We start from the raw sequence: 16,291 nt of genomic DNA on the forward strand, positions 1-16,291 counted from the left end.
CCCCGCTAAGTCATCCCCGAAGGAATAACTCCGCTCGACTTGCATGTATTAGGCACGCCGCCAGCGTTCGTCCTGAGCCAGGATCAAACTCTCCATAAAGGTAGTTCGACTTGCTCATTACTTTGTATTGCTTTAGTTAGAAGCCGAAGCTTCTTAACTGGCAGTTTCGCTCGTTGTTCAGTTTTCAAAGAACAATCTTTTCTTTCGTGTCCGGCGTGTGTTTCTCTCGGCCGGAATTAGAATATACCATGATTATATATAAGAGTGCAAGCATTATTTTAAATTTGTTTTATATATTTTATGAATACATTCATTTATTTAATTAATAGTCGATTTATTCCTCTCAAAAGAACAGGCCGTTCCTTAGTCACTCTTGAACTAAAGAACAGCCATTCAACTACGCCTGTCCTGCTTCCAGCTCGCGCAGCCGCTCATCATACTGCCCCAACAGCTTGTACAAATTACGGTTGCTCTCGGATAAGCCACCCTTCCGGTTGCGCTGCAGCCAAAGCCGGTTAAACTCCTCAATAATCAAAGCAAGATCAGCCTTCAGCTTCCGCAGCCACTGTCCTTCCGCCTCGCTATCCGGCAGCTCAATGCGGTAAATATAACGATGAAGACCTGAGCCATGCGCGATGAGACGGATCGCATTCGCCAATTCGGCGACGACCGTATCCGCATCCACGATCTGAAGCTGTACCCGCCCAAGCTCTTTTTCGCGCTGCTTGATCCACTCCTGCATCTCGTTGTAGCGGTAATCTAGCTTGAACGGTGTGCCGCTGCCTCCGATCTCTACCAGCAGCTTGACCAATACAGCCGTATCCGACTCCAGCTTCTCTCTGGTAGACAAACCGCGATTGAGCAAATAGCTCATATACGTCATATTTTCCAACGTGCTTTGCTCCAGATGGTAATAGCGTCCAAGCTCCAATAGCAGCTTTCCGATGCCGCCGCTGCGATCGCGCAAGATACATTCTGATACGTATTGCTCCACCTGCTCCATCGTCCCGACATTGGCGTCAACTTGCCAGCTTGCTCCTGCGGCATATACATAACCCGGATAACTGGCAGCCATCGGCTGCCAGTGGCCGGAATCGCCCCAATCCGTTACGACAAAACCGCCGGCTCCGTACGTTTTACCGTTAATTGCCGCATCGGATACGTTGGCAATCATATTATCCGCTCTGCCCGTAATCGCCGACCAGGAGCTAGTGCCGGGACATACATAGAAAGGCACGCCATTTTCCTTGAAAAGCTTGCAATGAGGCTCGAACGTCTTCTGTCCCTCATAATTCCAATCCAACACCGTTACATCTTTCGGAAGCAGCGGAATGATTTCTTCATGCTTCGTTATAATATCTCCCCACATCAGGGTACGCTTGCCGTAGCTGCGGACGATGTCGAATACCTGCTCCGCATATTCCAAATACAGCTTGCCTATTCCGATCTCATCGGCTCTTGCTTTGCTTTGTCCCGCTCCAAGACCGAATGGCTCATCCAGATTAATATTTACGTAGTCCGAAGAGAAGTGAGGCAGCAGATCGCTGAACATTGTCTTCACCAAATCGATCGACCGCTTATCCGTCGGATTCAACGTAACCGGCGGCAGCTTGATGGCGATTGGCGTTTGTTGCCCCCCAGGATGCTCCGCCAGTTCAGCAAAGGCAGGTTTGGCTACCCAAGGCCCCATATGTCCAAGACAGTTCTGATTCGGAACGAGATCGATAAATTTCCCCTTCGCATAAGCATCCAATTCCCGAAATTCCGCCGCGCTGATCGGCGTCGCGTCCGGGAACGAGTCCCTATATGCTTCATAATCAAAGCTGAAGCCTTCCATATACAGCTGCAAATGATTAAGCTTCAGCTCGGACATCCGATCAATCAAAGACAGTATAGTATCTAAATTAGGAATTTTATTTCGCCCAATATCGAGCATAAGTCCGCGCACGGGGAAATCCGGTTCATCCTCGATTCGGAAGTGATTCCAGGCCAGTCCTTGTCGAGCCATCAATTGCTCCAGCGATACAAGTGCATAGTGCAAGCCTTCCACTTCGTTAAAAGAAAGCTGCAACCCTTCACCATTCCACTCGATCACATAGCCCTGCGGATGCAGCTCTTCGGTGCGGCCGAGCCGCACTTCCGTCGCCGTCGACGCTTCCTTCGCACCCGCACCTGCATTCACTGCTGCCGTCTCCAGCCGCTCTTTCATGCGCAATGCTCCCGCTGCTGACTCAGCTTCTGCGCCTAAGCAGCTTACCGAGAAGTTGGCCGAAAGCGCCGAGCTCCCTTCGAGTCTCTCCGCCTTGCGAGGCTGCGGATAGAGTAGTAGTGTATCTTTCATGTAAGCATCCCCTTCCTGTTCAGTCCTTATTTAACTCTACTAACACTTGCGCCAGCCTTTCTTCCGTAAACTTGCCTCCGCTGAAGGAAAGCAGACCGCGCAGCGGCATATGCTCCATAAAAGCTCTAAGCATCTCCTTATGCTCCTCGCCAATCGAGGCGGCGAACGGCAGCATCCCGATAAGCTGCTGAACGAAGGCCGCCCCCTTCTCCGTCTTCGATAGATCGGACACCGTCGAATTGCGGTGGAACACGGTTGTCCGCACGGCCGTAGATACAACGGTTACTCGTTCGGAGATAACCATTTCCTGCGACGACTTGCCGACCGCTATATCGAACGAGCCCGTCTCGACCGCCCAATCGCCAGCCTCCTCATCGAAGTAAGCGAAGCTTCGTTTGTCCAGCGTGAACAAGACCGTCTTCTCCTCGCCGGGAGCGAGTTCTATCTTATCGAAGCCTTTCAGCTCCTTGTCGGGACGTATCACGCTGCTTTCGACATCACTGACGTAGAGCTGCACAATCTCCTTGCCTGGTCTGCTGCCCGTATTGCGCACTTTTACGGATACGGTCAGTGTTTCCGTATCGTTAAGCTCCCGTTTATCGACCAATAACTCCGAGTATTCGAACGTTGTGTAGCTTAAGCCATAGCCAAAGGGGAACAAAGGCGGCAGCTTTTTCTTGTCGTAATAACGATATCCGACAAATAGTCCCTCTCTGTATTCCACCTTATCTCCTTCACCAGGGAAGAAGAGGTAGGATGGGTTATCGCTTAGCTGAACAGGGAAGGTTTCTGCCAGCTTGCCGGACGGATTCGCGTCGCCGAACAGCAGATCGGCGATTGCGCCGCCAAGCGCTTGGCCTCCCAAGTAAGCTTCAAGCACCGCTTTGGCGCTGCCGAGCCAAGGCATCTCGATCGGAGCGCCATTGCTTAACACGATAACCAGATTCGGCTGCACGGCGGCAATCGATTCGATTAGTGCCACCTGATTCGCGGGCATACGCAGATGCTTGCGGTCGAAGCCCTCCGACTCGTAACGCTTCGGCAATCCTGCGAATAACACGGCAACATCGGCTGCCTTTGCCTGCTCCACCGCTTCCCGCGCCAACGCTTCATTCACATCGTCGCCGTCAAGCTCATAGCCTTGAGCGTATGCGAGTATCGCCCCGGCGCCTGCCGACCGCGTCAATTCCTCGTTGATGTCTTCCAAGYGAGTCGGATTAATCTGCGAGCTTCCGCTTCCTTGGTAGCGTGGCTCTTTGGCGAGCGCGCCGATCACTGCGAGCTTGCCGCTTCGCTTCAGTGGCAGAATGCCGTCTTCATTCTTCAGCAGCACCATGCTCTCTCTGGCAACCTCGCGCGCCAGCTGATGATGGGCTTCCGGATCGAGGACTGCGTCCGGCTTGCGGCTGTCCACCGCTTGGAAAACCACTTTCAACAAACGCTCTACGGCGGCATCCAGCTTCTCGACCGGCAGACTGCCGTTATTGACCGCGTCTATAATGGCACGATCGCCTTCGCCATAGCTGGAGGGCATCTCCAGCTCCATGCCGGCAGCCAGCCCCTTCACGCGATCGTTCACGGCGCCCCAATCGGACACCACAAACCCTTCATGCCCCCATTCATCCTTCAAAATGCGCGTCAGAAGCGTCTCGTTCTCTGCGGCGAATTCGCCGTTCACTTTGTTGTACGAGCACATAACCGTCCATGGCTGCGCCTTCTTCACTGCGCCTTCGAAGCTGGCCAGATAGATTTCACGAAGCGTGCGTTCGTCGATGATCGAGTCGGACGTCATCCGTCGATGCTCTTGATTGTTCGCCGCGAAATGTTTGAGCGACGTCCCTACGCCTTCGCTCTGCACGCCTTTAATGTGATGGGCAGCCATCTCGGTGGAAAGATAAGGGTCCTCGGAGAAATATTCAAAGTTGCGGCCGCAAAGCGGGGAACGCTTAATGTTCGCGCCCGGTCCCAGCAGCACGGCGACATTCTCCGCTTGGCATTCCGTTCCCAGCGCGCGCCCCATCCGCTCGATCAAGTCGCGATTCCACGAGCTTGCCACCCCCGCGGCAGACGGAAAACAGGTTGAAGGAACACTGTCGAACAAGCCCAAATGATCGGCCGAAGCCCGTTGCTTACGCAGCCCGTGCGGTCCATCCGTGACCATAATAGACGGGATGCCAAGTCTCTCGATTCCTTTCGTATGCCATGTATCCAATCCGGAACATAGCCCCGCTTTTTCCTCCAGCGTCATCTGCCCGATCAGCGCTTTGATCTCTCGTTGCTTACTCATGTCCGCTTCCTCCCTCTCCTACCTGGATCTGCATGACTGCCGTCCATTCGAACTTCGCCGACCAAGCCGTCCGGCTGCTTGAGCCCACATGAACGATAAACTCGCCCGGCTCTGCCGCATAACCCACGGCTGGTGACCAGAATGCCAAATCCCGCTCCCCGATCTCGAATGCGACATCCAGACTGGCTCCCGGCTCCAGCCATACTTTGCGGAAACCCTTCAGCTCCAAGACCGGACGCACGATGCTGCCGTGCAAGTCTTGAATATAAAGCTGCACCGTTTCCTCTCCCGCCGCTTCGCCTATATTCGTAACGGTCATAGAAACCGTCAGCTTCTCATCGCCCTCTATCCTGTTTCGATTGAGCTTCCCGTTCGAAAAGTCGAAGCTCGTATAGCTAAGACCGTAACCAAACGGATATAGAGGCTCGTTCGGCCCATCCAAATATTTAGAAATATATTTACTATTTCGATTTTCTGCCGTAAGCGGTCTTCCTGTATGAAAATGATTGTAGTATACCGGGATTTGCCCTTGATGCGCCGGGAAGCTCATCGTCAGCTTACCGGATGGATTGTATCCGCCCGTTAGAACGTCGGCAACGGCATTCCCTGCCTGCGAGCCGAGGAACCAGGTTTCCACTATCGCGCTCACGTTGTTCTCGAACCAATCCAGGACAAGCGGACGGCCGTTCGTCAGCACGAGCACGACCGGCTTGCCGAGCTCTACGATCGCTTCGGCCAATCGTTGCTGCGCTTCGGGAAGCATAAGGCTCAGACGGGAAGCTGCTTCTCCGGACATATCGCTATTCTCGCCAAGCGCCAGAATAACGAGCTCCGCCTGCGATGCCTGGGCCAGTGCTTCTTCAATTCCGCCTTGAATCGATTCATTAACGCCGCTGCCTTGCGCATAGAGCAGACGGTTCTCCGGTATATCCCTGTTCAGCAGCCCTTCATACAACGTAACCGTCTCATGGCTGAAGCGCGAGAACTGCCATGGGCCAAGCAGATCCCTGCTGTCCGCGAACGGTCCGATCAGCGCGATTCGCCCGCTTTCCTTGGCAAGCGGCAGCACGCCGTCGTTTTTCAGCAGCACGATCGACTTGCGGGCAAGCTCCAAGCTAGCCTGCAGATGGCTCTCGTGGAAATGATAGTCGCGCTCCTTCTCAGGACGAATATACCGGAATGGATCATCCATCAGTCCAAGCTTATATTTAAGAATCAAAATGCGGCGAACCGCATCGTCAATCAACGACTCCGCAACTTTTCCTTCCCGCACCAGCTTTGGCAAGTTCTCGTAGGAGCGAGTAGCCATTTCAATGTCCATCGTAGCCCTAACCGCTTTTTGCGCGGCTTCCTCCACATCCTTGGCATGGCCATGGGCTACGATCTCATCGACCGCTCCATAATCCGAGATAAGAACGCCGTCAAAGCCAAGCTCCTCGCGCAGCAGCCCCTTAAGCAGCGGCTCGTTCGCCGCTACCGGCACGCCCTGATAAATATTGAAGGCATTCATGACCGATGCCGCGCCAGCCTCGATGCCGGCTTGGAACGGCGGCAAAAACACGTTCCTAAGCGCGGCTTCCGACAGATCGACCGTATTGTAATCCCGACCGCCCTCGGCTGCGCCGTAACCGATAAAATGCTTCAAGCAGGCGACGATAGTCTCCTCGCCGAACAGCGAATCGCCCTGAAATCCTTCTACCTGCGCTTTCGCAATGAGTGCTCCCAGATAAGGGTCTTCGCCGGCGCCCTCTACGACGCGTCCCCACCTCGGGTCGCGGCCGATATCGATCATCGGTCCGTGGTTATACATCGTACCGGAAGCGCTGGCCTCCTTCGCCGCAATCTCGCAGGCTACTTTAATGGCGTCCATATCCCAGCTGCAAGACCATGCCAGCGGTACGGGAAAGATCGTCTGCGAGCCGTGGATAATATCGCCGTTGAACAGCAGCGGAATGCCATGCGGCGATTGCTCGACGGCAATCTTCTGCAACTGGAACACGCGGCTAACGTCGAACGCGCCCAGCACCGAGCCCGCTCTTCCTTCCGCGATCAGCTTCTCCGGCGGATCGCTGGCAACCGAGTTGCCGAACGAGAAGTTCGACGCCAGCACTTGGAACATCTGACCGACCTTCTCTTCCAAAGACATGCGCCTCAGCAATGAATCTGCCGCGGATCGAATGTCCTCATCCGTACGTTCTTGAACGCCGATCTTCCGATACGGGCGGATTTCCTCGATCAACGCTTCGGACAGGAAAGGTCCGCGTCCGCTTTCTCCTTGCAACGGCAGCACCCCGAGGCCTGGAATATCGATGCTGCCTTCGAAATTTTCCTCGTGGAAGTCAAGCTGGACAACGATCTCTTTGCCCGGCATCCAGAACGCCGATGCCGTTCCTCTTAATTGATTGCCTTCGACAACAAGCGAATCTATCTTAATCGGTATCGACAGCGGTTCCGTCGCTATATCGAGCGTATATGTCGCTTTCTTCGAAACTTTGAATTGCATTTTCATTTGCATTGAAGGCGTAGCAACAATCGCATGCCATAATCCAATCATTTTGCAACCTCCCCAGTACGAGTCTTGATTAGCCTTTGACTGCGCCGATCGTCAACCCTTTGATAAAGTATTTTTGGAAAAAAGGATACGCGATCAATACCGGCACAATGCCGATGACCGCTATGGCCATACGGAACGTTTCGCTAGGCAATTGCTTGATGATGCTGCCCGTCCCCATATTGCTATTGCTCGTCAGAAACTCGATGTCGCTCATAATCCGATTGAGCACATTTTGCAGATTGAACAGGGTGGAATCCGTAATGAACACGAGACCGTTATTCCAGTCATTCCAATAAGCAAGCGCTTGGAACAGTCCGATTGTAGCCATAATCGGCAGCGACAGCTGCAGTACGATACGGTAATAGATCGTAAATTCGCCTGCTCCGTCGATACTTGCCGATTCGATAACGGGCGTCGGAACGCTGTTCATGAAGAACGCCCGCATGAGTAAGACATTAAAGCCGTTCATTAGCAGCCACGGTACGATCTGGGCGAAAAGCGTGTTTTTGATATCGAACATTTGCGTATAGATCATATAGGTAGGCACGAGTCCGCCGTTGAACAGCAACGTGAAAAATACGATGAACGACAGAATCATGCCGCCCGGCATGTCCTTGCGTGATAACGGATAGGCAAGCAGAGAAGTTATTAGAAGACTCACGATCGTTCCGATCACCGTAGTGATGATCGTAATGCCGTAGGCATGATAGATCATTTTCGAGTTTTGCAGCAAATATTCATAGGCAGCCAGGCTGAAGCTGGAAGGAAAGAAAGTGTATCCTTGGGTCACGATTACGTCCGGCGACGTAATGGAAGCCATGAACAGCAACACAAAGGGAAGGATGCAAGCCAGCGAGAACAAACCTAGAATCAAATGCGACGCCCATTGCCAGCCGCGATATTCTTTTGTCATTTCAAATCCTCCTAGAACAATGCGTTGTCTTTATCGAACTTGCGAACCGTATAATTGGATACCAGTACCAGCACGAAGCCGACCAGCGATTGATAGAAGCCCGCCGCTGCCGACATGCCGATATCGCCTAATTGCATGAGCCCCCGGAATACGTAAGTATCGATGACGTTCGTCGTTTCGTACAACGCCCCGGAGTTCATAGGCACTTGGTAGAATAGGCCAAAGTCGGAATAAAAAATGCGCCCGATGCCAAGCAGCATCAGCATCGTAATAATCGGCGTTATCATCGGAAGCGTAATTTTGCGAATTTGCATCCATTTCGAAGCGCCGTCCAGCTCCGCAGCTTCGTAGTACTCGCGGTCAATGCTGATGATAGCGGCAAGAAAAACGATGCAGGAATAACCGGCTCCCTTCCAAATGTGAACGATAGTCAATATGAACGGCCAATATTTAGGTTCGAGATACCAAGAGATCGGGTTCAGCCCGAACATCGGCAGCACCGTGTTGTTAATGAAACCCGAATCGGCGCTAAGCAGCGCATATACGAGATAGCTGACTAGAATCATAGAAATTAAAAAAGGCATAAGAATGACGCTTTGATAGAAGCCTYGCGCCATCTTGCTTCTGATTTCATTAAGCAGGATCGCGATGCCGACCGCTACGCTTAACCCGACGATAATGAAGACCGCATTGTAGAGCAGCGTATTCCGTGTTATAACGAAAGCGTCCGTCGTTTGGAACAAATACCGAAAGTTTAGAAAGCCTATCCAGTCGCTTCCCCATATGCCCTTCGTATAATTGATATCTTTGAAAGCAATCGATAGGCCGAACAGCGGCAAATAATTGTTGATGACCAGATAAAGCAAACCCGGCAGCATCATGATGTAAAGCGGAATGTACCGGCGAAAACTAATCTTTCTCTTTTGACGCATTATCATATTCACCATGCTCTCTCCCTTTCTCCTAGCCTGCGGGGAAAAATAAAACCCGGCCAACGCGTAATTGACCGGGCCACCTCTTCCATCCGTTTGTATGTTATTGCGCTGAATTTCCTTTTGCCCACTCGTCCAATTGCTTCTGCTTCTCAGCAATGATCTTATCGATGCCCGCCGCTTTCAGCTTGGCGATGAACTCCGGCAGCATTTTGGCCGGATCTACGCTGCCTGTCTCAATCGGAAGCCTATATTGCGTAACAACGTTGGATACCGCTGCGTATTCCGTCTTAACTGCCGTCCCGTCGAATACGAAGCCAAGCGCCTTGGACGGTTTGGCGTTTTGGTTGAACTCGTTCGTCTTGACCCAAATGTCCGGATCGTCGTTCTGCATCACGTAGGATAGGAATTGATTCCCGAACATCCAACCCATCATATTGTAACCGACCGATGCCGCATCCTTGCCTTCCGGATACGAAATAATATGATCGTCCGCACTGCCTGCTTTCACATAGTGCGTTCCTTCAATGCCCCAGTCGAACAAGTTGACAATATCTTTGTCCGTATACATCAGGTTCAGGAACTTCATCGCTTTTTCATGGTTTTTGGAGTTAGCCGGTATACCCCACATTGCGCCTGTAATATTGCTTGTTGTCGCAACCGGAGCGAGCAGCTCTTTCGCTACCATTTCCGTTCCGCTTGCTTTGGTTTCCTGCGCCGCGAATCCCGGCTTCTGCAGAGCGAGATACGAGAATGCTTTGCCTGCGCCAATCAACTCGAAAGTAGTCGTTTTATTCGTTACCGCGTCCTGCAAGACGTACCCGTTCAGATACCACTCGCGGATTCGCTCGACAAACGCTTTGTATTCCGGCATTTCGTAAAGGTTGACTACCTTTAATCCGTTGTCATGGTTCGGCAAGACGCCCATGTTATCGGCAAGTGAATCATAGAAAACGAAGTTGTCGCGGAACGATTGGCCTGGCGCGCCCGGAACTAATGGCACGACGCCCGGCTCGTTATCCTTGATCGTCTTCAATACGTTCGCCACATCGTCAAGCGTTTGAATGGCGTCAATGTCGATGTTGTACTTGTCGACCAGATCCTTGCGCATCGTCAAACCGTAACTGCCCGCCAAATCGCGCAGCGTAGCAACGCCGTAGATGCTGCCGTTAACTTTGGTTGCATTGACATATTTCTCGCCTAACGAGGACATTATGCCTTCACCATACTGCGTGAGCAGCTCGTCCAGCGGAATAAGCTGTCCTTTTGCAACCATATTGCTGTACATGCCGCCAGCGACATACGTTAAATCAAGCGCTTCGCCTCCGCTGAAGATCAGATTCATGCGCTGTACCCAATCGCCCCCGTTAATCGGCAAAAATTTGACGCGAGTCTTGATCTTTTCTTCGGCRATGCGGTTAATCTGGTCTTCAACGAGCTGCAGATCTTTCGGTGAAGTCGTGACGAGAGGAAAAGCTATCGTAATTTCCTCGATCTTGTCTTCGCTTTGATTGCCCTTGCCGGCTTCGTTATTGCTGCCGTCGTTTCCTTTGCCGCATGCCGATAAGATCAAAGCACAGCACATGAGCAGCGCGATGGCGCCTGACATCGTTTTTTTCATCTGTTCTCCCCCGCTTTACGTGTAATGTTTATTTCTGAGTTTATTGTACGATGTCGAGGCCTGCCTCTCTGCTCCGATTACGACCTATCTCTGTCACTTTCTCGACTTTCGGTTGCCGGACGCTCTTGCTGATACGTGCTCCGATATTCCATCGGATTAAGCTCCATGTACTTTTTGAACATGCGGGAAAAATGCGAGAAATTCGCATACCCTACTTTGCTTGCTATCGTGCTGACTGACATTTCCGTATTGACGAGCAAGCCTGCAGCCATCCCGAGCCGCTGCTGCAGCACGTAATCGGACACCGACATGCCGGTTTCTTTCTTGAATATTCGGGTCAAATAGTCCGGATTCAAATAAACGTAATTCGCGATTTCTTCACGCGACAGGTCTTCCGCAAGATGCTCGTGAATATAAGCCTTCACCTTGTCCGTCACGCTTTGAGATTGATCAATCGTCGATAGGAATGAAATAGACTTGTCTACAATATGCGCAATCCAGACCAAAGCATCGGTGGCCGAACGGGTAGCGGAGGTGTAATACGCCTTGGAAGCTTCATCGCCGAACAAGTGATGCGCCTGTATGCCCTTCACTTGAAGCTCGTAGTAGACCATCTGCTGAAAATCTTGAACGAACTGATGAAGCAGTTCCGAATTTAATTGATTGGATAAGACCAAATTATGAATGTAGCTCTCCGTCGCCTTCAACAGCTGCTCGCTTGTGCCCTCTTTTAGGAGTACGGCCCACAAGCCCATATCGTGCGGCAAGCTCCCATGGAGCGAAGACTGCGCATCTTGCAGAGAGAAGACGCCCTCGTCGTGCGCAACGTTGTTCGAATCGAGTCTGCGCAGCTTAAGAACCATCTCCGCCATATGATGACCTTGCGTAATTTCTCCTATATAACAGGTTACTCCCGCATAAAAATACGTTTGACACGCCTCGGTAAACGTCTCGCATGCAGATCTCAGCTTCGTCTTGTCCGCCATGTCCTCCAGTTCTCCTCTTAGGAGAGCCAACATGCAGCTATCGCCAAGAGTGATCAACAATCCGCTTTCCAGCTCGTTCAGCACGATTTCCTCGGCCGATTTGCGTATCGCGTATTCCATGATTTTCTCTTCGCGTATCGTAATCTTTTTATGCCATCTCCTTATATGAATAAAGACCGGCAAAAAAGTCATCTCTTGCGAATAGGGGATGTTCCGCTCTTCCGCCGCTATCCCAATCGCCTTCGCAACGCTCGGAATCGATTGATTCAATATATCAAGCCAGAAACGTTCGACGAGAAGCGGTTGATGCTGCACCCAATATTTCCCGTATTGGCTGAATTCGCTTAGCTTGCTTTCCTGATCGAGCTTGGTGATGGCTCGCTTCACGGCTTCTTCGACATCCCGATAAGGAATCGGTTTAAGCAAATAATCCAGACTTCCCAGCTGAATTGCTTGCTTCGCGTATTGAAAGTCGGCATGGCTGGTCAAAAATATCGTCTCCGTCGCGGGATAATGCTGCCTCACCCATTCCAGCAATTCCAGCCCTGTTCCTTGAGGCATTTCAATATCGCACAGAAGTATATCCACTTGATTCGCCTGAAAAATTTCCTTGGCCTGACTAGGGCTAAAGGCGGTGAACAGACGGCTAATGCCGATTTCCTCCCAGCGCACGCCTGATTTCAGCCCTTCAACGGCAATAAGCTCGTCATCCACGATCAAAAGTTGACGCAATGCCCCTCTCCTCCTTTCTGCCGGTTTCTATGCGCAGAGGAATTCCGATTTCGACGACCGCCCCTTGCGGATCATCGTTGTAGCATTCCATCCATGACTGCTCCCCGTATTGCAGCCGCAGCCTCTCTCTGGCGTTCCACAAGCCGAAATGCTCCCCTTTATCATCCACTAATTGTTTGCCGGACCGAATGCTCTCAAGCGATTCCTCCGAGAAACCGTTCCCGTTATCTCGGATCGTAAGCAGTACCATTGGTTCTTCCGACTCCTCATCCAGCACCGCCTCAATCGTCAGTACGATCGGATGCTCCATGCGAACGGCATGCTTGATCGTATTCTCTACGAAGGTTTGCAGCAATAACGGAGGAATAGGCGTATCCTGAAGATAGCTTGGCACCTCGATCACGCAGCTCAATTGATTGGGAAAACGCAATTGCTGAATGCGCAAGAAATTCCGCACATGCTGCAACTCGTCCCTTAGCAGCACGAATGGATGATTACTTTGGAGCATGTAACGGAAATAATGAACGAGACACATCGTCATTTCCTGAATCAATTCATACTGCTTCACTTGGGCCAAGTTGTATACGATATTTAGCGAGTTCGTAAAAAAATGCGGGTTGATCTGCAACTGCAAATGCTTCATCTCTGCCCTTTGCTTGCTAAGCTGCTCCTCGTATACATGGATCTTCAGCTCCTCGATTTGCGAGATCATCTGGTTAAACGTTCGGTTCACCAGCTGGAACTCGTCGGATACCGGGCTTTCCTCGATTTTCATGTTGAAATTACCTTCACCGATTCGCCGCATAGCCATCGTCATCTTCTGCAGCGGCAGCAGCAGCACCTTGCGGAGAAACCAGAAACTTAGCGGCAGCAGCACAAGGGCGATCATAAGAACGATAACCGCCGCTTTCTCTAGATAAGGCAGTTTTTCAAGAATAAGCTTGTCCGGGACGACAGCAGCTAGACTGAAGTTCCCCTTTTGCGACGATTCGCCTACGACGAGATAATCTTTGTTCGTACCCGACAAGTAGTAATGCTCGAACCCCGCCGTAAAATCAAGTCTTTCATCAGCTAACTCGCGCGTGCTGAACAATGTCGTTCCAGCCGAATCTACAATCAGCGTTGAACCCGTATCTCCAATGTCCATAACGCGAAGCGGTTCTAGCAACGACTCCGCCTTCACCCATGCGCCAATGAAAATATCGCCCTCGCCAAACAAACGTAAAATGTAGCTTTCGCCGTTAATCGTCTGAACGGACCACTCCGCATTCTGATGCTTAGGCTGCTCGTTCAGTCCCATCACTTTCTCCACCAGCGTCTTGCGAAGATTCATCAGCTCGTTATAGCTGAGTTCATTCCGTGAAACCTCCACCATATCGTGCTTAGTAATTGAATATACAAAAAAACCGTCGATATAAGGATATACGATAAGATCGGAAGCCAGCCTGCGATTCACGCTGTTCTTGGCCATGACGTAAGCATCATCCGAGCTCGCCTCGCCCATCGTCAGCAAGTTGAAATCTGTGAGCATCAATCCCATCATATGACGCTCTGCCTCGGAGAGTTGGTCGTCTATTTGCTTCATGTAGACGGAAACCAAATTTTTATTCGAATTAGCGACCTGATTATGAATAACATCCACGCTGTATCGGTTGTTGTAAATCAGCATGGCAATCAGAGGAAGCGTAATGCATAGAAGGCYAAGCACCAGCTTGACCCTTATCGATCTCCAAGGGATTGTCGTTAAACTGCCAAACACGCTCATTCCCCCTGTCGGAACTATGAATTTTGTTTTTGTTATCAAACGGTTCGACTCTATTCTCCCGTTTAACATAGTTTGCCGATTGTCCGGCTATTTATTTAAGTTATCGCGAATGTATTAGCCACATTGCGGCTAATGCTCATAGGTTGAATCTTTTTTTCAGCCATTTTGCTGCCATATCGAACCAAACCGCCACTTCTGCATTCAACTGGGTATCATCGACGGCCGTCGTCTCGTCGCACATGGACAAGCCGTGAACCCCCGATTCAAATACGTGCAGCTCGTAAGGTACCTTGTGCTGGGCAAGAGCAGCCGCAAACCGCAATGAGTTTGCCGCGAATACGATGTGGTCATCGGCTGTATGCCACAAAAAAGAAGGCGGCGTCTTCTCGGACACGTAACGGACCGGAGAACGCTCCTCCAATTGGATCTCGGTTGGCCTTGGAACTCCGAATACAGCAAGATTGGAGACGTCAAAAAATCCTTCGGGCCATCTATGCGGCGTTTTGCTGAATTGTTCCCTCATGTAAACGTAATCCGTTATGGCATAACCGAGAACAAGCGCATCGGGCTTCCAGCTTATGTCTTCGGTCTCCAGCTTTTCTTGCAGGAAAGGCTCATGCCAATGTACGCCAAGAGACGCTGCCAAATGCCCGCCCGCGGAGAACCCGGCTACGACGATCCGCTCTGGATCAATCAGCCATTCGTCTGCATGCGCCCGAACGGTCTGAAGCGCTTTGGCCAAGTCGTATAGAGGCTGAGGATAATGCGATCCATGCGGTTCTGTCATATGCAAGCTGCCCAGCGTGTCTCCTTTTGCATAAGTCGAGTAGCGAAGCACAAAAGCTTGATATCCCATACTTGCAAATCGGATTGCTACAGGTTCGGCTTCTCGATCCGATGTCATCAGATAACCGCCCCCTGGACAAATGACAACAGCCGGACGGCGTTTGTCCGTCTGATACTCGCTTGAGTTATGGAGCAGGTAACCCGTCAGAGTAACATCGGGCCGATCATCCCATAAGCTTCGTGTAAAAGTTCGCATAGCGCGGTTATCCCCCTAAATCAAATAACTTCCCCCTTTATCATATCGCTTGAAAAATATAGTCTCTATCCATTTCCCGACCTTCATCTAACACTTTCTCGACTCTTATCCGCACCGAACGACAAAACATCATACGACCGAGACTAGAGCTTTCCACATAACGGGAATTTATTGTATGCTTGTCCATATGGGAGGAGATGCATTCATGTACAAACAACTAATCGTCGGCGATTCAGCGCATGAACTGGCCAATACACGCCGTATTCTGGAACGCTTGCCCGAAGAGCATATGACTTGGAAGCCCCACGAGAAATCGATGACGCTAGGAGGACTGGCCACGCACCTTACAAACCTTCTGAACTGGCAAATCGCGATTCTTCAGTACCCCGAGCTCGATCTTTCCACCCTGCCGCGAAGGCGGGAGCCATTGGAGAAACCCGCTGACGTTCTGGCCGAGTTCGACGCGAACGTCGGCAAGGTGGAGAAGCTGCTCGCCGAATGCGACGAGCAGAAACTCAGCGCGGAATGGACGCTGCGCCACGGCAACCATATCATCCGCCGTGAATCGCGGGCAATCGCGCTCCGCACCTTCGGATTAAGCCACATGATTCACCACCGGGCGCAGCTCGGGGTATACTTTCGACTTCTTGATATTCCAGTCCCGGGCGTCTACGGACCCTCGGCCGACGAGGAAACCCAATGAACTAAGTTACTCACTTCGGTTCACGCAAAACAGTCGCAGGGCACCGGATGACTGCCGGTACTCTGCGACTGTTTGTATTTAGATGATTGCATACAAAAAAAACCATGCTTAGCATGGTTTGAGTTTGATAAGTATGGTGCGCGTAGAGGGACTTGAACCCCCACGGTCGCCCGCCAGATCCTAAGTCTGGTGCGTCTGCCAATTCCGCCATACGCGCATGGTAAGTGTTTTTCCATGATTCTGCTTCCTGAATGACTTCAGAAAAGACACAACCATTGAATTCAAGGCATTGCGCCCTGAAAACTGGATACGAAAGATGTTGCTGCTGAACTTTAGCTGTTGCCTACAGGTTGTATGGACCATATAAGCTCTTTAGGATAAGCCCTCGACCGATTAGTATTCGTCAGCTACACAC

The 16,291-nt window shown here is 51.3% G+C and carries 10 protein-coding genes, 1 tRNA gene and 1 rRNA gene; 1 reads left to right on the top strand and 11 read right to left on the bottom strand.

The features are described from left to right. From AB4Z33_RS27820 to AB4Z33_RS27865, 10 genes are all read right to left on the bottom strand, one after another. Window positions 1-99: ribosomal RNA gene (locus tag AB4Z33_RS27820) — 16S ribosomal RNA — on the bottom strand; the annotation flags it as partial. Between the two features lie 298 nt (window positions 100-397). Further along, window positions 398-2,341: a beta-N-acetylhexosaminidase gene (locus tag AB4Z33_RS27825; RefSeq protein WP_442053019.1), complete on the bottom strand. Its 1,944-nt coding sequence runs from the start codon at window positions 2,339-2,341 to the stop codon at window positions 398-400. A gap of 19 nt (window positions 2,342-2,360) precedes the next feature. Continuing rightward, entirely contained in the window at window positions 2,361-4,628 is a 2,268-nt protein-coding gene (locus AB4Z33_RS27830; RefSeq protein WP_442053020.1) for a beta-glucosidase, read from the bottom strand. Next, window positions 4,621-7,182 (bottom strand): beta-glucosidase BglX, encoded by a 2,562-nt coding sequence (gene bglX / locus AB4Z33_RS27835; RefSeq protein WP_442053021.1) that lies wholly within the window; start codon window positions 7,180-7,182, stop codon window positions 4,621-4,623. The genes AB4Z33_RS27830 and bglX overlap by 8 nt, the downstream gene beginning before the upstream one ends. A 28-nt stretch (window positions 7,183-7,210) precedes the next feature. Continuing rightward, entirely contained in the window at window positions 7,211-8,095 is an 885-nt protein-coding gene (locus tag AB4Z33_RS27840; protein WP_442053022.1) for a carbohydrate ABC transporter permease, read from the bottom strand. A gap of 11 nt (window positions 8,096-8,106) precedes the next feature. Further along, window positions 8,107-9,042 (bottom strand): ABC transporter permease, encoded by a 936-nt coding sequence (locus AB4Z33_RS27845; RefSeq protein ID WP_442053023.1) that lies wholly within the window; start codon window positions 9,040-9,042, stop codon window positions 8,107-8,109. An 88-nt stretch (window positions 9,043-9,130) separates the two neighbouring features. Beyond that, window positions 9,131-10,648: an ABC transporter substrate-binding protein gene (locus AB4Z33_RS27850; protein ID WP_442053024.1), complete on the bottom strand. Its 1,518-nt coding sequence runs from the start codon at window positions 10,646-10,648 to the stop codon at window positions 9,131-9,133. A 77-nt stretch (window positions 10,649-10,725) separates the two neighbouring features. After that, window positions 10,726-12,366, bottom strand: coding sequence for a response regulator (locus AB4Z33_RS27855; RefSeq protein ID WP_442053025.1), 1,641 nt, complete (start codon window positions 12,364-12,366; stop codon window positions 10,726-10,728). Beyond that, window positions 12,341-14,125 carry a cache domain-containing sensor histidine kinase gene (locus AB4Z33_RS27860; RefSeq protein ID WP_442053026.1) on the bottom strand — a complete coding sequence of 595 codons (1,785 nt, stop codon included), beginning with the start codon at window positions 14,123-14,125 and terminating at the stop codon, window positions 12,341-12,343. Before AB4Z33_RS27860 ends, AB4Z33_RS27855 begins: the two co-directional genes overlap by 26 nt. 142 nt (window positions 14,126-14,267) lie before the next feature. Further along, window positions 14,268-15,173, bottom strand: a complete 906-nt coding sequence (locus tag AB4Z33_RS27865; RefSeq protein ID WP_442053027.1) for an alpha/beta hydrolase — start codon at window positions 15,171-15,173, stop codon at window positions 14,268-14,270. 205 nt (window positions 15,174-15,378) lie between these two features. Here AB4Z33_RS27865 and AB4Z33_RS27870 point away from each other — a divergent pair, with 205 nt between their 5' ends. Beyond that, window positions 15,379-15,876: a DinB family protein gene (locus AB4Z33_RS27870; RefSeq protein WP_442053028.1), complete on the top strand. Its 498-nt coding sequence runs from the start codon at window positions 15,379-15,381 to the stop codon at window positions 15,874-15,876. A 134-nt stretch (window positions 15,877-16,010) separates the two neighbouring features. On the opposite strand, the gene AB4Z33_RS27875 is transcribed toward AB4Z33_RS27870, so the two are convergent. Beyond that, window positions 16,011-16,093 (bottom strand) — tRNA-Leu (locus AB4Z33_RS27875). Window positions 16,094-16,291: the final 198 nt, after the last annotated feature.

It is taken from the genome of Paenibacillus sp. 2TAB19 (assembly GCF_052115185.1).
Classification (GTDB): Bacteria; Bacillota; Bacilli; order Paenibacillales; family Paenibacillaceae; genus Pristimantibacillus.

Coding starts and splice junctions, on each gene's coding strand:
- AB4Z33_RS27840 (WP_442053022.1), bottom strand. CDS start 8,095: ATGACAAAAGAATATCGCGGCTGGCAATGGGCGTCGCATTTGATTCTA.
- AB4Z33_RS27865 (WP_442053027.1), bottom strand. CDS start 15,173: ATGCGAACTTTTACACGAAGCTTATGGGATGATCGGCCCGATGTTACT.
- bglX (WP_442053021.1), bottom strand. CDS start 7,182: ATGATTGGATTATGGCATGCGATTGTTGCTACGCCTTCAATGCAAATG.
- AB4Z33_RS27825 (WP_442053019.1), bottom strand. CDS start 2,341: ATGAAAGATACACTACTACTCTATCCGCAGCCTCGCAAGGCGGAGAGA.
- AB4Z33_RS27870 (WP_442053028.1), top strand. CDS start 15,379: ATGTACAAACAACTAATCGTCGGCGATTCAGCGCATGAACTGGCCAAT.